Origin of the sequence: Streptomyces sp. NPDC005794 (genome assembly GCF_042871445.1) — a bacterium.
In the GTDB taxonomy this organism is placed as follows: domain Bacteria; phylum Actinomycetota; class Actinomycetes; order Streptomycetales; family Streptomycetaceae; genus Streptomyces.
The window spans coordinates 223247-243223 of the sequence record NZ_JBIAIN010000013.1; the positions used below are offsets into that span (position 1 = coordinate 223247).

The following is a 19977-nucleotide window of genomic DNA, read 5'->3' on the forward strand; positions in this document are numbered from 1 at the left end:
GAGCCGCCCCTTCGGCGTGCGCCCGTGCCGTGCCATATTGCTGCCACACGGGCGCAATGTGACGCGGGGACAGTGGAAGGATGACCGTACAAGAGGGATTCCACCTGTCGGCGGCACTCAACGGTGCCGGGTCCCATCCTGCCGCACCCGCACGGCCGTTCGCGCCCGAGGAGTACGCGTCGCTGGTGCGCGGCGCCGAGGCGGGACTGCTGGACTTCGTCACCGTGGAGGACGGGCCCGGACGGCTCGACTCCGCCCTGCTGCTCGCGCACGCGGCCACCGTCACCGACCTGATCGGGCTCGTCCCCCTGGGGCCGGCCACGGGCGATCCCGAGACGTGGGCGACGAGGATCGCGACGCTCGACCGGCTGAGCGCGGGACGGGCGGGGGTAAGGCCGCGGGCGACGACGAGCAATCCCGAGCACGCCCGGCTGGTGGCTCTGCTCGGGACGCCCGAGGGAGACCGCCGGGTGGCCGAACTGTTCGCGCGGGCCGATGAGTTCCTGGCCGCCGCGACCGCGGCCTGGGGCACCGCCGTACACCCCGTGCAGAGCAGGCCTCCGCTCGCGGTGCTCGCACACGCCACGGTCCCCTACCGGCTGGCCGCAGCCCATGCCGATGTCGTCTTCGTGACCCCCGCGGACACGGCCGGACTCGTCGCCATCCGGAAGGAGGTGGAGACCCTGCGGGAGGAAGCGGGACGGCCGGCGGGTTCGCTGCGCGTGTTCGCCGACCTGAACGTCGTGCTGGCCGCCGGCCAGGAAGCTGCCGACGAGCGCAAGGCGCGGCTCGACGAGGCCGCGGGCGCTCCCTTCACCTCGGACGCGGCGGTCTTCACCGGCACGCCGGAGGGGCTGGCCGACCTTCTCGAGGAGTGGTTCCGCGAGGGGGGCGCCGATGGGTTCCGGCTGCGGCCCGCCGTGCTCCCGGACGATCTCGACGCGATCGCCGCCGGCCTGGTGCCCGTCCTGCAGCGGCGCGGGCTCTTCCGCACCGAGTACACCGCCCGGACCCTGCGCGGCCACCTCGGCCTGGCCTGAATCCGACGCTCCACTCCCCCGGCACACCACGGAAGGAACCACCGCTGTGAAGTTCTCCGTACTCTCCCTCGTCGGCCACGCCCCGCACCCGTTGACGGGTGAGCTCCCCCCGGCCTCGGAACGGTTCCGCGAGGTGATCGAGACCGGGGTGGCGGCGGAGCGCCTCGGCTTCGACGCGTACGCGGTCGGGGAGCGGCACGCGGGGCCGTTCCTCTCGTCCAGTCCCGGAGTGGTGCTGGGCGCGCTGGCCGCCCGGACCAGCACCATACGACTGCTGACGGGGGTCACGGTCGTCGCGATCCTCGATCCGGTACGGGTGGCGGAGGACTTCGCGACACTCGACCAGATCGCCCGGGGCCGGATCGAGCTGGTCGTGGGCAAGGGCGCGGAGGCCGGTCACTTCGACCTGTTCGGGCTGGACGAGCGGCGGCAGTGGGATCTGCAGAAAGAGAAGTACGAGCTGCTGCGGCGGCTGTGGACCGAGGAAGGGGTGGACTGGGAGGGCGAGTTCCGTCCGCCGCTGAAGAACGTGACGACCGTGCCGCGTCCGTACGCCGGTGCGCCGCGCGTCTGGCACGGCTCGGCGACCAGCCTCAACTCCCCCGAACTCGCGGCGAAGCACGGTGATCCGCTCTTCACGGCCAACGCGGTCCAGCCCCGTGAGGCGTACGCCCGGCTGATCGCCCACTACCGGGAGCGGTTCGAGGCGTACGGGCACGACCCGGCGGGAGCACGGGTGGCGGCGGGGTCGGGCGGGCTGCTGATCGCCGACACCCCGCGGCAGGCGGTCGAGCGCTACAAGGAGCTGTACGAGGCAAAGGTCGCCCAGTCCTTCAAGCCGCACCTGGAAGGCAGGGCCGGCTACAACACCCCGTTCCGCACGATCGAGGACGCGATCACGAACGGGCCGCAGCTCATCGGCTCGCCTCAGCAGATCATCGACAAGGTCCTCGGCTACCACGCGGTGTACCGGCACGACCTGCAGTCGATCACCGTGGACGGTTTCGGCCTGTCGCACGGCGAACAGCTGGAGACGCTCGAGCGGTTCGCCGAGGAGATCGCCCCGGTCCTCCGGCGCGAGGCGGCCTCCACGCTCTGGGAGTGACCCGGGGCCCGGGCCCCGGGCCCTGGGCCCCGCAGGGCCCGGGGCCCGGCCCTCAGGCCCCGGACGGGGCCTCGGCGAAGGGGACCTGGGCGGGGCCGGGATCGGCCGGGCCGTCCGGGTGGGCCCAGAGGCCGCGGGCCGCGAGCCGGGGCAGGACGCCCTCGCCGAACCAGTACGCCTCCTCCAGGTGCGGGTATCCGGAGAGGATGAACTCGTCGATGCCGAGGCGGTGGTACTCCTCGATGCGCTCGGCGATCTCCTCGTGGCTGCCGACGAGCGCGGTGCCCGCCCCGCCGCGGACCAGGCCGATGCCCGCCCACAGGTTGGGGTGGATCTCCAGGCCGTCGCGGCTGCCGCCGTGCAGGGCGAGCATCCGCTTCTGCCCGTCGGACTCGCTGCGGGCCAGACCCTCCTGGACGGAGCGCACCGTGGCGGGGTCGAAGCCCGCCAGGAGGCGGTCCGCCTCGGCCCAGGCCTGCTCGGAGGTGTCCCGGGCGATGACGTGCAGCCGGATACCGAAGCGCGGGGTGCGTCCCTGGCGCTCGGCGAGCCCCCGTATCCAGGCGATCTTCCCGGCGACCTGGGCGGGTGCTTCGCCCCAGGTGAGGTAGACGTCCGCGTGCCGGGCCGCGACCACGCCGGCGGCGGGCGAGGAGCCGCCGAAGTACACCTCGGGCACCGGGTCGGGAACCCGGGTGAGCCGGGCGTCCTCGACGGTGAGGTGCTCGCCCTTCAGATTCACCGTCCTGCCGTCCCACAGGTCCCGGACGATCTCCAGGAACTCACCGGTACGGGCGTAGCGCGCGTCCTTGTCGAGGAAGTCCCCGTAGGCACGCTGCTCGTGGCTCTCCCCGCCCGTCACCACGTTGAGCAGCAGCCGTCCCCCGGTCTGGCGCTGATAGGTGGCGGCCATCTGCGCGGCGAGCGTGGGCGAGACGAAGCCGGGCCGGAAGGCGACCAGGAACTTCAGCCGCTCGGTGTGCTGGCTGACCATGGCGGTGGTCAGCCAGGCGTCCTCGCACCAGGCGCCGGTGGGCGTCAGGACCCCCTCGAAGCCGAGGTCCTCGGCGGCGCGGGCGATCTGGGCGAGGTAGCGGACGGTCGGCGGGCGGTCGCCGCCCGCCGCGGTGACGGGGGTGCCGTGGCCGCCTCCGACGACGTGGCGGCTGTCGCCGTTGGTGGGCAGGAACCAGTGGAAGGTGAGAGTCACCGGTGATCTCCGATCGGGGGTGTCACAGCAGGCCGTGGCGGGGTGGGCGGGTGCCGTTGAGGGCGTGGCGGCCGAGGTGCTGGATCTTCCAGCGGGCCGGGTCGTGGAGGGTGTGGGTGCGGGCGTCACGCCAGTGCCGGTGCAGATTGAGCGAGTCGAGGGCGGAGCGGGTGCCGGCCACCTCGAAGAGGGCTCCCGCCACCTCGACGGCGGCGCCCGCCGCGTACACCTTGGCGGCGGCGACGGCGAGGGACGCCTCTGCGGCGGTCTCGTCGGTCAGGGTGGCCTGGGCGGTGTCCACTGCGCGGGCCGCCGTGTCCAGGAGCGCGTCGGTGGCCCGTACCCGGAGGTCGAGTTCGCCGAACCGCTGGATGAGCAGGGGATCCTCGGCCGCGGTGTCGTACCCGCTCTCGAACCAGGGGCGGCTCTTCGTCCGGACGAAGTCCGCCGCTTCGGCCAGCGCCCCGGCCGCGATCCCGGCGTCGATCGCGGCGTGCAGCAACTGCGCGACCGCTCCGTGCAGCTGAGGGCCCTCGAAGGTCAGATGGTGGGCGAACACCCGGTCGGCGGGCACCGGCACACCCTCCAGCCGCACCGTCCCGCTGGCGGTGGTGCGCTGGCCCATGCCGTCCCAGTCGTCGACGACGGTGACGCCGGGTGCGCCGGCCGGGACGTAGGCGACGTACAGCTTCTCGTCGGGGCCGAGGGCGAGCACGGGGATCCAGTCGGCGAAGAGGGCGCCGGTCGCGTAGTTCTTCACGCCGGTCAGCAGGTACGAGCCGTCGGGGGCGGGTTCCAGCCGGGTGCGGATGTCCTGGATGTGCCGGGTGCCGGCCTCCGACTGGGCGTTGCCGAGTCGCTTGCCGGCCAGCAGTTCGCCGTAGAAGAAGGCCTGTTGCTCCGGTGTGCCCTGTCTGCGGATCACGTTGACGTACGCGAAGTGGCTCTGGGGGATCTGCGCGAGGCTGGCGTCGGCCGAGGCGAGCAGCCGGAAGACCCGGGCGAGGGTGACCGCGCCGACGTCCGCGCCGCCGTGGTCCGCGGGGACGGTCACGGCCAGCAGGCCGGACGCGGACAGCTTGTCCAGTTCGGCGCGGGGCAGCAGGCGTTCGGCGTCGCGCCGTGGGGCTCCCGGGCGGAATTCCGCGGCCAGTTCGGCGGCCTTCTTCAGCGCCTGGGCGGCGTCGCGGATGATCTCAGCCATGGACGGCCACCGGTGTGGGGCTCTCGAGCGCGGCCGCGAACCCGTCGACGATCGCGCCGAGCGCCTCGTCGTCGGCGGCGTCGACGGTGACGGCTCCGTCGGCGGACACCGCGATGTGCCGGTCCAGGACGAACCAGCCCTGGGTGATGTGGGCGGCGCCCATCGAGCTGAGGACCGGGCGCAGCGCGTAGTCGATGGCCAGGACGTGCGCGGTGCTGCCGCCGGTGGCGAGCGGCAGGACGGTCTTCCCGGTCAGGGCGTACTGCGGGAGCAGGTCGAGGAGGGACTTCAGCAGGCCCGAGTAGGCGGCCTTGTAGACGGGTGTGCCGATGACGACGCCGTCGGCCGCGGCGAACAGGTCCAGGGCCCCGGCCACCGCCGGGTGTCCGAAGTCGGCGCGCAGCAGGGCGTCGGCGGGCAGTGTGCGGACGTCGAGCGGTACGACCGTGTGGCCCCGGGCGACGAGCCGCGCGTCGAGGTGGCGCAGCAGCCGGGCGGTGCGGGAGGTGGCGGAGGGGCTTCCCGAGACGGACAGGACGGTGGCCATGGGGCCTCTTTCCATGAGGGCGGGCAGGGGCCCGGCGTGCCCGTGCGGTACGGGCACGCCGGGCGGCGGTCAGGAGTACCAGGTGGGCTCGGGCAGCTCTCCGGTGAGGACGTGCCGGCCGACCTCGCGCCGCTTGTAGGCGACCGGGTCGTGCAGGGTGTGGGTGCGGACGTTGCGCCAGAAGCGGTCGAGGCCCTCGGCGGAGGCGGTGGCACGGGCACCGGTGACCTCGAAGATCCTGCTGGTGACCTCCAGGGCGACGTCGGTGGCACGGGCCTTGACCGCGGCGACACGGACCTCGAACGCGCCGCGGCTCTGCTCGGTGACGGCGTCGGGGTCCTCGTGCAGTTCCTGGCCTTCGAGGGCGACGGCGTCGGCCAGGGCCTCCACGGCCCAGAGCTTCGCGGTGAGGTCGCCGTAGATGTCGATGACGTACGGCTCGTCGACGGCCTTGTCGTAGCCGCCGTGCAGCCAGGAGCGGGACTTGGTGCGGGTGTACGTGGCCGCCGTCTCCAGGGCTCCGGCGGCGATGCCCAGGTAGAAGCTGACGAAGACCAGCTGGATGACGGGGACGTTGAGGGTGTTGTACGTCCGGGGCCGGAACTCCTTGTCCACGAATCCGGCGGCCGAGGACCATGGGGTGCGTACGCCGTCGAGGGTGACGCCGCCGCTCTCGGTGAGCCGCTGTCCGATGTTGTCCCAGTCGTCGTGGAAGGTCAGCCCCTCGCTGTCGGAGGGGACGATGGCGAAGACGTGCGTGTCGGTGCCCTCCAGGACTCCTTCCAGCACGGTGACGTCGGAGACCCTGCTGCCGGTGGAGAAGGTCTTGCGGCCGGTGAAGAGGAGGTCGTCGCCGTCCTCGGTGACGGTCACGTCGTTGTCGCGCGGGTTGACGGCGCCGCCGAAGAACCACTGGTTGCGGGCGGCTTCGGCCTCGACGTGCTCCCACTGCTCCTGGGTGCCGACCAGGCGGGCGGCCCAGTTCCACAGGTAGTGGTAGCCGAGGAGCTGGCCGATGGAGCCGTCGGCCTTGGAGACCTCTCGCACGACGCGGTAGGCGGTGGTCCAGTCCTGGCCGGCGCCGCCGTGCTCCGCGGGGCCGAGGAGGGTGACGAGGCCGGAGTCCTTCAGGAGCCGGACCTCGGCGTGGGGCGTGGCGCCGGCCTTGTCGCGGGCGGCGGCGTCGGTGGCCAGGACCGCGGCGACCTCGTTGGCGCGGGCGATCCAGCCCTGGGCGTCCTGGGGGGCGGGGCGGGTCTGCCAGTCGGTGGGTGCGACGGTGCTCATCGTGGACCTCTCCATGTGGATGTGGTGCGGTACGGGTGTGTGCGGTGGTTCAGGAGCGGGCGGGTTCGGGAACGGGCTGCTGGGCCTCCAGTTCGCGGACGAGGGGCAGCACCTTCTTGCCGAAGTACTCGACCTCCTCCAGGTAGTGCAGGAAGCCGAGGAGGAGGAGGTCGACGCCGAGCCGCTTGTAGGCGACGATCCGCTCGGCGATCTGTTCCGGGGTGCCGATCAGCCCCGTGCGGAAGCCGTCGTTGTACTGGACGAGGTCCTCGAAGGAGGAGTCCTGCCACATGCCCTTGCCGTCGGCGGCGGACCGTCCGGCCTGCTTGACGGCGGCGCCGAAGCCCTCGACGGCCTCGGAGTCGGCCTTGGCGACGATCTCCCGGAGGGTCTCGCGGGCCTCGGCCTCGGTGTCACGGGCGATGAGGAAGCCGTTGAGTCCGAACTTCGGCGCGGTGCGGCCCGCGGCGGCCGCGGACCGGGCCACGTCCTGGATCTGGTCGGTGACGCCGTCGAAGTCCTTGCCGTTGCTGAAGTACCAGTCGGACACGCGGCCGGCCATGGCGCGGGCGGCCGTGGAGTTGCCGCCCTGGAAGATCTCCGGGTGCGGGCGTTCGGCGGTGTTGAGCGGCTTGGGTTTGAGGGAGAAGTCCCGGATCCGGTAGAAGTCGCCGGCCAGCTCGGCGTGGTCCTCGGTCCAGACGGCGCGCAGGGCCCGGATGAACTCCTCCGAGCGGCGGTAGCGCTCGTCGTGCTCCAGCCAGGGTTCGCCGAGCGCGGTGAACTCGTCCTTGAACCAGCCGCTGACGACGTTGACCGCGAACCGCCCCTTGGACAGGTGGTCGGCGGTCGCGCCGAGCTTGGCCAGTACGCCCGGGTGCCAGAGACCGGGGTGGACGGCGGCGATGACCTTGAGCCGCTCGGTGGCCAGCAGCAGGGCGAGGCTGAAGGACGTCGACTCGTGCTGGTACTCGGCGCCGTAGCTGGCCATGTAGCGGACCTGGCTGAGCGCGTAGTCGAAGCCGTTGTTCTCGGCGAGGACGGCCAGCTCGCGGTTGTAGTCGTAGCCCCAGTCGGTGCGCTGTTCGATGCGGCTGGTGACCAGGCCGCCGCTGACATTGGGCACCCAGTACGCGAAGCGCACGGGGTCGGCGGACTGCGGAACGGACATGAGGACTCCCGGAGTCGGGGGAAGCGGGCAGGGGTGGGCTGCGCCCGGCGGTCCTCGGCACAGGACGGTGCGCTACGGCACAGGAGTGCGCGGCACGGCGCACGGACCGGCGCGCAGCGGCGCGGAGGGCCCTGCGCGGCACGGAGCGGCACGGGGCGCCGGTGCGGCGCGGGGCGGAACGGGCGTCGGCGAGGAATGCCGGGTCAGCGGCGGGGAGGGGTCCCGGAATCGGGCGGCGCCGTCCTGGTCAGGACGGCGTGGAACAGCGCGAAGGAGGAAACCTCAGACTTCGCGACAACAGAACGCACTGGCGACACGTGCGAGGTCGATATGACGTCGCTGCGTGAAATTCCGTCGGTCCTTCATACCGGTCAGACTAGCCACCTCCGGCGCCGGCAGTCGAGTAGGCAATCACGAGCCGTTGATAGGGTTTCCCTTCCACCGGGGCTCGCCGGTGTATCCGTCCCGGTCCTGGGGGTGCGTGGGCATGCGCGTGGAACAGCTCGAGTACATCGAGGCGGTGACACGGCTGGGTTCGCTGCGCCGGGCCGCCGAGGAGCTCCATCTCTCCCAGCCCGCGCTGAGCGAGACCGTGCGCAACCTCGAACGCGAGCTCGGGGTGGATCTCCTGGACCGCAGACGCTCCGGGGCGAAGATCAGCGACGAGGGCCGGGAGCTGCTGCCGCACATCATCGGTGTGATCGACGCGGTCGACCGGCTGCGGCAAGCAGCCGACGACCAGCACCACATCAGCCGGATGATCCGGCTCGGGACGGTCAACGCGGCGACGGTCCCCCTGCTCGTGCCGGCGGTGCGCGAGTTCCGTGCGAGTCACCCCCAGACCCAGGTGGAGGTCGTCGGGGCGCAGCAGGGCGAGATCCACCGCTCGCTCCTGGAGGGGAGTTTCGACCTCGGGCTCGTCAACTACCTGCAGGGCGACGACCTGCCGCCCGACTTCCAGACGACGGAGCTGCTGCGCGGGCGGGCCGTGGTCTGCATGCGCCCCGACAGCCCTCTGGCGGCCCGGGAGACGGTCCGGGTGAGTGATCTCCTGGCGGAGCCGCTGATCGTGATGCGCTCCGGTTACGTCATGCACCGGTTCATGCACCGGCTGCTCGCCGGCCGTACCCCCGCCTTCTCGTACTCCACGGACGGCGCGGAGATGGGCAAGCTGATGGTGGCGGAGGGTCTCGGGGCGACCGTGCTGCCCGACTTCAGCGTCGTCGGCGACCCCTTGGAACGCAGCGGCACCCTCGTGTGCCGGCCACTCGACGACGCCGGCGCCGCCGTTCTCCTGGTGCTCCAGCGCCGCAGGTCGGGCTCGGTCCCGCGGGCGGCGCGCGATCTCCACCGCCTCCTCGTGGAGCGTGCGCGGAGCCTGTGACCCGGCGGGGGGCGCGGCACAGGCCGGGGGCCGCATAATGAGGTCTATACATCGGATGTCTTGTGCGCGAGGAGCCCCACATGGCCGTCACCGACGAAGCGATCGAGAAGATCAAGGGAATGATCGTCTCGGGTGCCCTGGCCCCGGGCGACCGGCTCCCCAAGGAGAGCGAGCTCGCGGCCGAGCTCGGCCTGTCGCGTAACTCGCTGCGCGAGGCGGTGCGCGCCCTGTCGCTGATCCGGATCCTCGACGTCCGTCAGGGCGACGGCACCTATGTCACCAGCCTCGACCCGCAACTGCTCCTGGAGGCGCTCAGCTTCGTGGTGGACTTCCACCGCGACGACACGGTGCTGGAGTTCTTCGCGGTACGCCGGATCCTGGAGCCGGCTGCCACGGGGATGGCGGCACCGCGCATCACGGAAGAACAACTTGACGCACTGAGCGCCCAGTTGGACGCACTGGGCCCCGAGCCCTCGGTGGAGGAACTGGTCGCAGGTGACCTGGAGTTCCACCGGGGCATCGTCCAGGCCTGTGGCAATTCGGTGCTGTGCTCGCTGCTGGACGGTCTGTCCGGCCCGACCACCCGGGCCAGGGTGTGGCGCGGGCTGACCCAGGAGGACGCCGTCAGCCGCACCCTGCGCGAGCACCGGGCGATTCTTGCCGCGCTCCGGGACCGGGACGCCGAGGCTGCCCGGTCCTGGGCGACGGTGCACGTGGCCAGCGTGGAGCAGTGGCTCCGCTCAACCCTGTGAGGGTGCGGCCGGCCGCAGACGCAGGCCCTGCATCCCTCCGTCCACGGCGAGCGCGGTGCCGGTGACGGACGCGGCCGCCGGGCTCGCCAGGTAGACGACGGCGGCGGCCACCTCGTCGGCGGACACCAGCCGTCCCAGCGGCTGCCGGGCGTCGAGCGCGGCGCGCTCCGCCGCGGGGTCCTCGGCCTGGCCGAGCAGCCGGCCGATCCAGGGGGTGTCCGCGGTACCGGGATTGACGCAGTTGACCCTGATCCCCTCGCGGACGTGGTCGGCGGCCATCGCGAGGGTGAGGGAGAGCACGGCACCCTTGCTCGCGCTGTAGAGCGCGCGCTGCGGGATGCCGGCGGTCGCGGCGACCGAGCAGGTCTGGGTGATCGAGACGGCCCCGGGCCGGCCGGCGGCGGCACGGCGCAGGTGGGGCAGCGCGTGGCGGGCGGTGCGGACCATGCCGAGCACGTTGATGTCCAGTACGCGGGTCCATTCCGCGTCGGTGTTGTCCTCGACGGTACCGATCGAACCGATCCCCGCGTTGGACACCAGGGTGTGCAGGCCGCCCAGCTCCGCGGCGGCACGGTCGACCGCGTTCCGTACGGCGTCGTCGTCCGTCACGTCGGCCTCCAGGGCGAGCGCGCCCTCGGGAGCTCCCTCGGGATCGAGGTCGAGCACCGCGACGCGCGCCCCGCGGGCGAGCAGCAGGGTCGCCACGGCGGCCCCGATACCGGACGCACCGCCCGTCACCAGGGCGGACAGTCCGTCGAAATCGTGCGTACCGGCCATCACGCGGTCTCCTCGGGGGTGCGGCGGGCCCGCCAGACGGGGCCCTGCGGGTAGCGGTGTGCGGCGATCGAGGCGGGAAGCATCCGGGCGGAGAAGCCCGGTTCACGGGGGGCGACATAGCGGCCGTCCGCGATGACGGCCGGGTCGGCGAAGTGCTCGTGGAGATGGTCGACGTATTCGATGACCCGGTCCTCCCAGCTGCCGGAGACCGCGACGTAGTCGAACATCGAGAGGTGCTGGACCAGTTCGCACAGGCCGACGCCTCCCGCGTGAGGGCAGACCGGGACACCGTACTTGGCGGCGAGCAGCAGGACCGCGAGGTTCTCGTTGACACCCGCGACGCGTGCGGCGTCGATCTGGACGAAGTCGACGGCTTCGGCCTGGAGCAGTTGCTTGAACACGACCCGGTTGGCGATGTGTTCGCCGGTGGCGACCTTGACCGGCTGCCCGGCGCGCACGGCGGCGTGGCCGAGCACGTCGTCGGGGCTGGTCGGCTCCTCGATCCAGTACGGGTCGTACGGGGCGAGCGCGTTCATCCACTCCACCGCTCCGGCCACGTCCCAGCGCTGGTTGGCGTCGACGGCGATCCGGATGCCCGGGCCGACGGCCTCGCGGGTGAGCGCGAGCCTGCGGACGTCGTCGCCCAGATCGGCGCCGACCTTCAGCTTGATCTGGGTGAATCCGTCCGCGACGGCCTCCTCGGCCAGGCGCACGAGCTTGTCGTCGTCGTAACCCAGCCAGCCGGGCGAGGTGGTGTACGCGGGATAGCCCTCGGCGAGCAGCCGCTCGGTGCGCTCGGCACGGCCCGGCTCCGCGGCGCGGAGGATGTCGAGTGCCTCCTGCGGGGTGAGGGCGTCCGTGAGGTAGCGGAAATCGACCAGGGAGACGAGCTCCTCCGGGGTCATCTCCGCGAGGAACTGCCACACGGGCTTCCCGGCGAGTCCCGCCGCGAGGTCCCAGGCCGCGTTGACGACCGCTCCGGCCGCCATGTGCATCACGCCCTTCTCGGGGCCGAGCCAGCGCAGCTGGGAGTCGTGCGTGAGCGTCCGGTACAGGGCGGCCAGGTCTGCGGCGGTTCGCGGGGCGGGGCGCCCCACCACGTACGGCCTGAGGGTCTCGATGGCCGCGGCCATGACATCGTTGCCGCGGCCGATGGTGAAGCAGAACCCGTGCCCCTCCTCGCCCGCGCCGTCCGTGCGCAGGACGACATAGGCGGCGGAGTAGTCGGGGTCGGGGTTCATGGCGTCCGAGCCGTCCAGCTGTTCCGAGGTGGGAAACCGGATGTCGTCGACCTCGAAGTCCAGGACGGTCAGACTCATGTGCGCCCCCAGGGGAATAACATCGGATCTCTCAACGGTCATCCGATGTATAGCCTCCAGTGCGCCTCGCAGTCCAGGGTCCGGACGAAGTTTGATCAGTTTCGATCGGGACAGCTCGGATGAATCAAGGCGTGGCACGCTTCACCTCCGCACGCAAACGCCCTGCGTCGGAACGGGGCGGAAGCCGTAAGGTTGGTACGTACACAAGGGAACTTCGGAAGGAGGCCTGGGTGATCGAGCTCGAGGGGGTACCCGAGCTGATCGACCCGGTCATGGTGGCCGCGTTCGAGGGCTGGAACGACGCCGGTGACGCCGCCTCCACAGCGGTCGCGCATCTGGACCGGGAGTGGAAGGGCGAGGTCTTCGCGGCGCTCGACGCCGAGGACTACTACGACTTCCAGGTCAACCGGCCCACGGTGTGGCTGGACGGTGGGACGCGGAAGATCACCTGGCCCACCACGCGGCTCTCCGTGGTCCGGGTCGGCGGCGAGAAGCCCCGTGACCTGGTGCTGATCCGTGGCATCGAACCCTCCATGCGCTGGCGTTCGTACTGCAACGAGATCCTGGGCTTCGCCCATGAGCTGGGCGTCGAGATGGTCGTCATCCTGGGGGCGCTGCTCGGCGACACCCCGCACACCAGGCCGGTGCCCGTCAGCGGGGTCACCTCGGACCCGGACCTGGCAAGGACCATGGATCTGGAGGAGACCCGGTACGAGGGTCCGACCGGCATCGTGGGCATCCTCCAGGAGGCCTGTACGCACGCGGGGGTGCCCGCGGTGAGCCTGTGGGCGGCGGTGCCCCACTACGTGTCGCAGCCGCCGAACCCGAAGGCGACGCTGGCGCTCCTGAACCGTCTCGAGGATCTGCTCGGGCTGCGGATCCCGCTGGGCGAGCTGCCCGAGGACGCCCGTGCCTGGCAGCTCGGCGTCGATCAGCTGGCCGCGGAGGACAGCGAGGTCGCGGAGTACGTGCAGACGCTGGAGGAGGCGCGGGACACCGCGGAGCTTCCCGAGGCGTCCGGCGAGGCCATTGCCCGGGAGTTCGAGCGGTACCTGCGGCGCAGGGACATCGGCGGCCCCGGCCAGGGGCCCGGCGGTCACGCCACGGAGAGCGGTGAGGTGCCGTATCTGCGGGACACCTCCAGCGGTCGCACGAGGCCGCCGAAGCCGCCGCGTCCGGAGAAGGGCAGGGGCCGGTCCAAGGACGCCGACGGGGGTGCCTCGCCCGAGGATCCGCCGCCGCCCGCAGGACCGGACGAGGACGCCTCGGACGACTGACTCCCGCCAGAGGCGTGAAACGGCCCCGGACCGCGTGTCTTCGCGTGGTCCGGGGCCGTTCGTCGGTTTGTCGGTTTCCTGAGGGTTGCTACAGCGCGACGCCCAGCAGGGCGTCGACGGTACGTGAGACGAGACCGGGCGCACCCTCGTCCGTGCCGCCGTCCGAGTTCTGCCGGGCGGCCCAGCGGTCCACGGCGGCGAGTGCGGCCGGGGCGTCCAGGTCGTCGGCCAGGGCCTCCCGGACCTCCTCGACCAGGGCGTCGGCGGCGAGTCCGTCGGGCCGGGAGACGGCGGCGCGCCACCGGGCGAGACGCTCGAGGGCGTCCTCGAGCACCTGGTCGGTCCACTCCCAGTCGGACCTGTAGTGGTTCGCGAGCAGCGCGAGCCTGATCGCGGCGGGGTCCACGTCGTCCCGGCGCAGTGCCGACACGAAGACGAGGTTGCCCTTGGACTTGGACATCTTCTCGCCGTTCAGGGCGACCATGCCGGCGTGTACGTAGGCGCGGGCGAAGGGGTGCTGGCCGGTCAGCACCTGGGCGTGCGAGGCGCCCATCTCGTGGTGCGGGAAGGCGAGGTCGGAGCCGCCGCCCTGGACGTCGAAGGTCATGCCCAGGTGGTCCAGCGCGATGGCGACGCACTCGATGTGCCAGCCGGGCCTGCCGCGGCCGAGGGTGCCGCCGTCCCAGCTCGGCTCGCCCTCGCGGGCGGCCATCCAGAGCATCGGGTCGAGCGGGTTCTTCTTGCCGGGGCGCTCCGGGTCCCCGCCACGCTCGGCGGAGAGCAGTCGCATGGCCTCGGCGTCGAGGCCGGAGACCTCGCCGAAGTGCGGGTCGCACTCGACGGAGAAGTACACGTCGCCGTCGAGTTCGTAGGCGGCGCCCGCGTCGCGGAGACGTTCCACGAGCGGGACGATGCCGGGTATCGCCTCGACCGCCCCGATGTAGTGCTTCGGGGGGAGCATGCGCAGGGCGGTCATGTCCTCCCGGAAGAGGGCCGTCTCGCGCTCGGCGAGCTCGGTCCAGTCCTCGCCGTCGCGTACGGCCCGCTCCAGCAGCGGATCATCCACGTCGGTCACGTTCTGGACGTAGTGAACCTGCCGCTTGGTGTCGAGCCACACGCGCTGAACGAGGTCGAACGCGTTGTAGGTCGCCGCATGACCCATGTGGGTCGCGTCGTACGGCGTGATGCCGCAGACGTATATGCGGGCGACGGGACCGGGGTCAAGCGTGATCCGTCCGCCGGTCGCGGTGTCGTGGATCCGAAGGTCGCGGCCCTTGCCAGGCAGGGCGGGGACCTCAGAAGCGGGCCAGGCATGCATGTCATGAGCGTAACCGGACGATGCTTCCGGATACGAACCGGATGGCAGATCATGGCCGAAGAGGCGGTCTTGCGGGCGCGGAGGTTTTCCCCTAGCCCCCTCCCCGAACACGGTCCTCGAACACCGGACAGGCCTGATTCGCGGCCGGGGCCGTTACACGGGCGGCCACGGAATGGATGGCCAGTCGCCGCTCGGCTGGGGGTGGCGGCCGGTCCTGCGGATGTTCTCCACCCGGCCGCGCAGGGCGTCGATCTCCGCCGCGGTGATCAGTTCCGCCAACCGGGTGGTGAGCACCGCTCCCGGTTCCAGGCCGGCGGACAGCCGGTCGAGCACCTCGGCGGCCTCTGCCGTCAGCGGCTCGCCGGCCCACCCCCAGAGCAGCGTCCGCAGCTTGTCGTCGGCGTTGAAGGTGACGCCGTGGTCGATGCCGTACAGCCGCCCGCCGGGTGCGGGGAGGAGGTGCCCGCCCTTGCGGTCACCGTTGTTGATCACCGCGTCCAGGACCGCGAGCCTGCGCAGCCGGGGATCGTCGGCGTGCACCAGCAGGGCTGTCTTCCCCTCCCCCACCTCGGCGAACCCGACGGCCTTCCAGCCGTCCCCCGGCTCGTCGCCCTCGACGAGGGCGAGGAGCGGCGGCAGCCCGTCGGCCGGCCGGTCACCGTCGGTGACGTCGGCGCCCTCGTCGCGCTCCGCCTCGATCCACAGCTGGCACATCCCCTCGCCGTAGGGGCCCTCCCGCAGGACCGTGGGGGGCACGAGTCCCCAGCCGGTGGCCTCGGAGATCTCGTACGCCGCGACCTCGCGCCGGGCCAGCGTGCCGTCCGGGAAGTCCCACAGCGGCTGCTCGCCGGCGACCGGCTTGTAGACACAGGGGCGTGCCTCGCCCTCGTGGGTGACCGTGCAGTACAGCACCGCGTTCGACGCACCCCGGACCTGTCCGAGGACCGTGAGCTCCCCCTCGGCGAGCAGGGTGCGCACCCCGTCCTCCGTCAGGCCCCGCGACGGTATCCGTTCTGGCGCGGGCATACGTGTCCTTCCGGGTCGAGGGGGAGGCTGCACAGCGGGCAGGGCGGCCGGCCCGCGTTCACGACGTCCAGCGCGCGTTTGGCGAACGCCCGCGCCTGAGCTCCGCTCAGCCGGACGCGCAGCATCGGCGGGCCGTTCTCCTCGTCCTGCAGGAGCTTCTCCTCGGCCTCCGCGAGGTCGTCCTCGGAGTCGGCGTCCAGTTCGACGAGTGCCTGCGCCTCGACGATCATGCGCTGCTCCTCGCCGTCCCAGGCGAGCGCCATCGTGCCGACCCTGAACTCCTCCTCGACGGGGACGTCGAGCGGCGCGGTGTCGGTGACGTCCATGGGTGCCACGGCGGGCACCGGTGAGTTGCCGCCGGTCCGCCGGACCACCTCGTCGAGGAGTTCGTCGATCCGTTCGGCCAGCGCGGAAACCTGGGTCTTCTCCAGGGCCACACTCGTGACCCGTCCCCGCGAGGATGCCTGCAGGAAAAACGTACGGCGGCCAGGCAGCCCGACCGTGCCGGCCACGAAACGGTCCGGTGGGTCGTAGAGGAACACCTGACGGGACACGTCCTGTCTCCCTTGAGAATGTGAGGGCGGATGGGGGCGGGGCGCCGGGGCCCCACGGGATCTCCCACAGGGCCTCTACAGCGCGTCCACCCTACTGCCCGGAGCGATCACGGTGCCCCAGCGCCGCCCCCGACCGCCGCATCCGTTGCCGTGTCCGCGGCCGCGTCGGCCCCGATGGCCTGTTCACGCGGCATCAGGGACGCGAAGTCTCCGGTGTCGCCGAGGCGGAGGAGGAACGGGCGCAGCCGGGTGTAGCGGATCGCGGTGACCGAACACGGGTCGGCCTGGATGCGCTGGAAGAGGTCGAGGTGCATGCCGAGGGCGTCGGCGACGAGTGACTTGATGATGTCGCCGTGCGAACACATCACGTACGTGGCGTCCTCGCCGTGCTCCGCCTCGACGCGGTCGTTCCAGTCCCGCACCGCTTCGACGGCCCGCGCCTGCATGGCCCGCATGGACTCACCGCCGGGAAAGGCGGCGGCGGAGGGGTGCTGCTGGACGACCTTCATCAGTGGTTCGTCGGAGAGTTCGGCGAGCTTGCGCCCCGACCAGTCCCCGTAGTCGCACTCACTGATCCGGTCCTCGGTGTGCAGCGCGAGGTCCGGGCGGGCGTCGAGAAGCGGCTGGAGCGTCTCGCGGCAGCGCTGCAGCGGGCTGCTGACCGCCGCCACGAGCGGGAGTGCGGCCAGCCGGCCGGGCAGCGCGGCGGCCTGTCCGGCGCCGCGTTCGTCGAGGGAGACACCTGGGGTCCGGCCCGCGAGCACTCCGGAGGTGTTGGCGGTCGAGCGTCCGTGACGTACAAGGATGAGCGTGGGCATACCTGCCAGCGTAGAGGTGCGTGAAGGGTGCGCGGCAGGGAACAATGCGCGGGTGATCGTCGACTGCGGGATTTACCAGGACGGGCGCCGGACCGAAGGTCCCGCCGACTTCTCCGATGCCCTCGACGAGGCACGGGCCGCCGGGGACGCCTTCGTCTGGATCGGGCTGCACGAGCCGACGGAGAAGGAGTTCGACCTGGTCAGCAGCGAGTTCGCGCTGCATCCGCTGGCGGTGGAGGACGCCCTGTGCGCCCATCAGCGGCCCAAGCTGGAGATCTACGACGACTCACTGTTCGTCGTCATCAAGCCGGTGGTCTACGAGCCGGAGAGCGACACGGTGAGCGCCGGTGAGCTGATGCTGTTCATCGGGGACTCCTTCGTGGTGACGGTGCGGCACGGCGAGGGCGCGCCCCTCGCGGCGGTACGGCGCCGGCTGGAGGCCGAGCCCGAAGTCCTCAGGCACGGGCCCACGTCGGTGCTCTACGCGGTCAGCGACGCGGTGGTGGACCACTACATCGAGGTCGCGGCAGAGCTCCAGACCGACCTGGAGGAGCTGGAGACCCAGGTCTTCGCTCCGGCCGGGTCCGGGGACTCCAAGAACACGGCGGCGGGCATCTACACCTTCAAGCGCCAGGTGCTCGAATTCCGCCGGGCGACCAATCCGCTCAGCGCACCGATGGCGCGGCTGTCGAGCGCGGGCGTGCCGTTCGTCGACGCCGGTTCGCAGCCGTTCTTCCGGGACGTGAACGACCACCTGACGCGTGCCGTGGAGCATGTGGAAGGACTCGACCGGCTGCTCTCGGACATCCTGTCCGCGCATCTGGCACAGGTGGGTGTCCGGCAGAACGACGACATGCGGAAGATCTCGGCGTGGGCCGCGATGGCCGCCGTGCCGACCATGGTGGCCGGGATCTACGGCATGAACTTCACCCACATGCCGGAGCTCGACCAGGTGTGGACCTACCCGGCGGTGATCGCGCTGATGGGCTTCACGGTCACCGGACTGTACCGCCTGTTCAAGCGCCGCGGCTGGCTGTAGGGCGGGCACCCGTCCGGGGCGTACCCGGTCTCAGGCGTACTCGGTCTCGGGTACGGCCGGGCCGCCCAGTGCGTCGCGCAGGGCGGGCTGTTCGAGGCTCACCATGCGCCGCCAGCCCACCAGTCGCTCGTAGGCGTACATCGTGTGGATGCCCGCGGCCAGTGCGGCGGCCTTGGGGCGGGGCCAGCGCAGCACGGAGCCCATGTGGCTCATCACGGCGAGGCTGACGTCGCGGTACACGCGGATCTCGGCCCGGGCGCACTCCCGCAGCACGGACTGGATCGTCCGGCCGTGTCCGGCCCGGGCGAAGCGGAGGAGTTCCTCGTGGCAGTACGCGAGATGGTGGTCCTCGTCGCGGGAGATCATCTTCACGGCGCGGCCGAGGACGGGGTGGTCGGCGAAGTGCTTGACCAGGAGCCGCATCTGTTCGGAGGCGCGCTGTTCGGTGACCCTGCTGTGCGCCAGGTAGACGATGATGTCCCGCTCGGTGAGCCGCTCCTCGCGGCTGAGCCGGTCATGGGCGAGACCGATGCCGTGGCGCTCCAGCAGGAGGGTGTAGTCGGTCTCGTACGGCACCTCCACGGGCTGGAGTCCGCGCTGCTTCAGAAGGGCGTTGAAGATCCGGCCGTGCTTGTCCTCGTCGGCACCGTGCCGGGCGACCTTGGGCGCCAGCTCGCGCAGCTCCGGGGGGACGAGCGCGGCGATCCGCCCGTTCTCCCAGCCGCCCTGGGACTCCCCGCCGGCGGCGATGGAGCAGAACAGCCGGAACGACTCGTCGTTGTCGAGGATCTCCTGGAACAGGCCCTTTGCCGAGAGCATCACTGCCGCCTTTCGCGCCGGTGTCCGCAGAGGCACAGTCAAATGCGGTACGCGGCGGTAGGCAACACGAGCAGGGCCGGGCAGGGCCGATCGGGCGCCGGACGGCCGCCGGACCTGCCCGGGCGCCCCGTGAGAGGCAGGGGGCGTAACCCGGGAGCCGTGCGGCGCGTTGTTCCGTACGACGGCCGTGGCGGGGAGGACCCCCGAGCCCCCACCACGGCCGTAGTGCTGCGCCCGGTCGTTACGCGGCGAGGCCGGAGCGCTCCAGGGCGTCGGTGCCGGCGCGCAGGGCCGCGAGCCGTTCGTCGAGCGTGAAGCCCGCCGGGGCGAGGGTCAGGGTCGTGACACCCACGGCCGCGTACGCCTGCATCCGGTCGGCGATCCGGTCCACCGAGCCGAGCAGCGTGGTCCGGTCGATGAGCTGGTGCGGCACGGCGGCGGCGGCACCGGCCTTGTCGCCCGCCAGGTACTTGTCCTGGATCTCGGCGGCTTCCTTCTCGTATCCCATGCGCCGGGCGAGCTGGTTGTAGAAGTTCTGCTTGCGGCTGCCCATGCCGCCGACGTAGAGCGCGGTGTACGGGCGGAACATGTCGGCGAGGCCGTTGATGTCGTCGCCGATCGCCAGCGGCAGGGTGGGACAGACGTCGAAGCCGTCCATCGTCTTCCCGGCCTTCTCCCGCCCGGCCCGCAGGTGCTTCACCGCGGTCTCCTCCAGGTGTTCGGCGGACGGGAAGATCAGCAGGGCGCCGTCGGCGATCTCGCCGGTCTGCTCGAGGTTCTTCGGACCGATCGCGGCGATGTAGAGCGGGATGTGCTCGCGCTGCGGGTGGACGGTCAGCTTGATGGGCTTACCGGGGCCGTCGGGCAGCGGCAGCGTCCAGTGTTCGCCCTCGTAGGACAGCCGCTCCCGGGACATCGCCCTGCGCACGATCTCGACGTACTCGCGTGTGCGGGCCAGCGGCTTGTCGAACTTGACGCCGTACCAGCCCTCGGAGACCTGCGGTCCGGAGACGCCGAGACCGAGGCGGAAACGGCCTCCGGAGAGCGAGTCGAGGGTGGCGGCGGTCATGGCCGTCATGGCGGGCTGACGGGCCGGGATCTGCATGATCGCGGAGCCCACGTCGATGGACTCGGTCCGGGCCGCGACCCAGGCCAGCACCGTCGGCACGTCGGAGCCGTATGCCTCGGCCGCCCAGCAGACGTCGTAGCCGAGCCGGTCGGCCTCCTGGGCCACGGCGAGGTTGTCGCCGTCCATGCCCGCACCCCAGTAACCGAGATTGATGCCGAGCCGCATACCCACACTCCCTCTACTGATCAGTAACGTTCCTGT

20 protein-coding genes are annotated in these 19977 nt (G+C 71.6%); 6 read left to right on the plus strand and 14 right to left on the minus strand.

Annotated features, from left to right (window positions below):
* Positions 1–80: 80 nt before the first annotated feature.
* Together ACFYQ5_RS22355 and ACFYQ5_RS22360 are read left to right on the plus strand one after the other, a co-directional pair.
* Positions 81–1040 (plus strand): LLM class flavin-dependent oxidoreductase, encoded by a 960-nt coding sequence (locus ACFYQ5_RS22355; protein WP_389199729.1) that lies wholly within the window; start codon positions 81–83, stop codon positions 1038–1040.
* 46 nt (positions 1041–1086) lie between these two features.
* Positions 1087–2145: an LLM class flavin-dependent oxidoreductase gene (locus tag ACFYQ5_RS22360; RefSeq protein WP_389199730.1), complete on the plus strand. Its 1059-nt coding sequence runs from the start codon at positions 1087–1089 to the stop codon at positions 2143–2145.
* Positions 2146–2197: 52 nt separating this feature from the next.
* On the opposite strand, the gene ACFYQ5_RS22365 is transcribed toward ACFYQ5_RS22360, so the two are convergent.
* The 6 genes from ACFYQ5_RS22365 to ACFYQ5_RS22390 all read right to left on the minus strand — a co-directional run bounded on the left by ACFYQ5_RS22365 (position 2198) and on the right by ACFYQ5_RS22390 (position 7930).
* Complete coding sequence (locus tag ACFYQ5_RS22365) at positions 2198–3355, minus strand: LLM class flavin-dependent oxidoreductase (protein ID WP_389199732.1); 1158 nt, start codon at positions 3353–3355, stop codon at positions 2198–2200.
* A 22-nt stretch (positions 3356–3377) separates the two neighbouring features.
* The gene (locus ACFYQ5_RS22370; RefSeq protein ID WP_389199734.1) at positions 3378–4559 is read right to left on the minus strand and encodes an SfnB family sulfur acquisition oxidoreductase; all 1182 of its coding nucleotides are present in this window, start codon (positions 4557–4559) and stop codon (positions 3378–3380) included.
* Positions 4552–5106 (minus strand): NADPH-dependent FMN reductase, encoded by a 555-nt coding sequence (ssuE, locus tag ACFYQ5_RS22375; RefSeq protein WP_389199736.1) that lies wholly within the window; start codon positions 5104–5106, stop codon positions 4552–4554. Before ssuE ends, ACFYQ5_RS22370 begins: the two co-directional genes overlap by 8 nt.
* 69 nt (positions 5107–5175) lie before the next feature.
* Positions 5176–6393 (minus strand): acyl-CoA dehydrogenase family protein, encoded by a 1218-nt coding sequence (locus ACFYQ5_RS22380; protein WP_389199738.1) that lies wholly within the window; start codon positions 6391–6393, stop codon positions 5176–5178.
* Between the two features lie 49 nt (positions 6394–6442).
* On the minus strand, positions 6443–7564 hold the full coding sequence (gene sfnG, locus ACFYQ5_RS22385; RefSeq protein ID WP_389199739.1) for a dimethylsulfone monooxygenase SfnG: 1122 nt from the start codon (positions 7562–7564) through the stop codon (positions 6443–6445).
* Positions 7565–7846: 282 nt separating this feature from the next.
* Positions 7847–7930, minus strand: a complete 84-nt coding sequence (locus ACFYQ5_RS22390; protein ID WP_360371294.1) for a putative leader peptide — start codon at positions 7928–7930, stop codon at positions 7847–7849.
* Positions 7931–8051: 121 nt separating this feature from the next.
* Between ACFYQ5_RS22390 and ACFYQ5_RS22395 the strand changes: the two genes are divergently transcribed.
* The gene (locus ACFYQ5_RS22395; protein WP_389199741.1) at positions 8052–8948 is read left to right on the plus strand and encodes a LysR family transcriptional regulator; all 897 of its coding nucleotides are present in this window, start codon (positions 8052–8054) and stop codon (positions 8946–8948) included.
* A gap of 80 nt (positions 8949–9028) precedes the next feature.
* Positions 9029–9700: a FadR/GntR family transcriptional regulator gene (locus tag ACFYQ5_RS22400; protein ID WP_389199745.1), complete on the plus strand. Its 672-nt coding sequence runs from the start codon at positions 9029–9031 to the stop codon at positions 9698–9700.
* Here the strand turns inward: ACFYQ5_RS22400 and ACFYQ5_RS22405 are convergent.
* Entirely contained in the window at positions 9689–10477 is a 789-nt protein-coding gene (locus ACFYQ5_RS22405; protein ID WP_389199747.1) for an SDR family NAD(P)-dependent oxidoreductase, read from the minus strand. The two genes, ACFYQ5_RS22400 and ACFYQ5_RS22405, sit on opposite strands and share 12 nt — an antisense overlap.
* On the minus strand, positions 10477–11796 hold the full coding sequence (locus ACFYQ5_RS22410; RefSeq protein ID WP_389199749.1) for an L-fuconate dehydratase: 1320 nt from the start codon (positions 11794–11796) through the stop codon (positions 10477–10479). The genes ACFYQ5_RS22405 and ACFYQ5_RS22410 overlap by 1 nt, the downstream gene beginning before the upstream one ends.
* 230 nt (positions 11797–12026) lie before the next feature.
* On the opposite strand from ACFYQ5_RS22410, the gene ACFYQ5_RS22415 reads away from it, so the two are divergent.
* Positions 12027–13073 (plus strand): PAC2 family protein, encoded by a 1047-nt coding sequence (locus ACFYQ5_RS22415; protein WP_389199751.1) that lies wholly within the window; start codon positions 12027–12029, stop codon positions 13071–13073.
* Between the two features lie 88 nt (positions 13074–13161).
* Here the strand turns inward: ACFYQ5_RS22415 and mshC are convergent, their stop codons facing one another.
* The 4 genes from mshC to ACFYQ5_RS22435 all read right to left on the minus strand — a co-directional run bounded on the left by mshC (position 13162) and on the right by ACFYQ5_RS22435 (position 16789).
* Entirely contained in the window at positions 13162–14391 is a 1230-nt protein-coding gene (gene mshC, locus ACFYQ5_RS22420; RefSeq protein WP_389199752.1) for a cysteine--1-D-myo-inosityl 2-amino-2-deoxy-alpha-D-glucopyranoside ligase, read from the minus strand.
* Positions 14392–14544: 153 nt separating this feature from the next.
* Positions 14545–15417 (minus strand): SCO1664 family protein, encoded by an 873-nt coding sequence (locus ACFYQ5_RS22425; protein ID WP_389199754.1) that lies wholly within the window; start codon positions 15415–15417, stop codon positions 14545–14547.
* Positions 15381–15971, minus strand: coding sequence for a DUF3090 domain-containing protein (locus ACFYQ5_RS22430; protein WP_351283252.1), 591 nt, complete (start codon positions 15969–15971; stop codon positions 15381–15383). The genes ACFYQ5_RS22425 and ACFYQ5_RS22430 overlap by 37 nt, the downstream gene beginning before the upstream one ends.
* A gap of 107 nt (positions 15972–16078) precedes the next feature.
* Positions 16079–16789 (minus strand): histidine phosphatase family protein, encoded by a 711-nt coding sequence (locus tag ACFYQ5_RS22435; RefSeq protein WP_389199756.1) that lies wholly within the window; start codon positions 16787–16789, stop codon positions 16079–16081.
* 52 nt (positions 16790–16841) lie between these two features.
* On the opposite strand from ACFYQ5_RS22435, the gene ACFYQ5_RS22440 reads away from it, so the two are divergent.
* Positions 16842–17828, plus strand: a complete 987-nt coding sequence (locus tag ACFYQ5_RS22440) for a magnesium and cobalt transport protein CorA (RefSeq protein WP_389199757.1) — start codon at positions 16842–16844, stop codon at positions 17826–17828.
* A 30-nt stretch (positions 17829–17858) separates the two neighbouring features.
* On the opposite strand, the gene ACFYQ5_RS22445 is transcribed toward ACFYQ5_RS22440, so the two are convergent.
* Together ACFYQ5_RS22445 and ACFYQ5_RS22450 are read right to left on the minus strand one after the other, a co-directional pair.
* Positions 17859–18647 carry a ferritin-like domain-containing protein gene (locus tag ACFYQ5_RS22445; RefSeq protein WP_389199759.1) on the minus strand — a complete coding sequence of 263 codons (789 nt, stop codon included), beginning with the start codon at positions 18645–18647 and terminating at the stop codon, positions 17859–17861.
* Positions 18648–18888: 241 nt separating this feature from the next.
* Positions 18889–19941: an LLM class F420-dependent oxidoreductase gene (locus tag ACFYQ5_RS22450; protein ID WP_389199760.1), complete on the minus strand. Its 1053-nt coding sequence runs from the start codon at positions 19939–19941 to the stop codon at positions 18889–18891.
* Between the last annotated feature and the right edge of the window lie 36 nt (positions 19942–19977).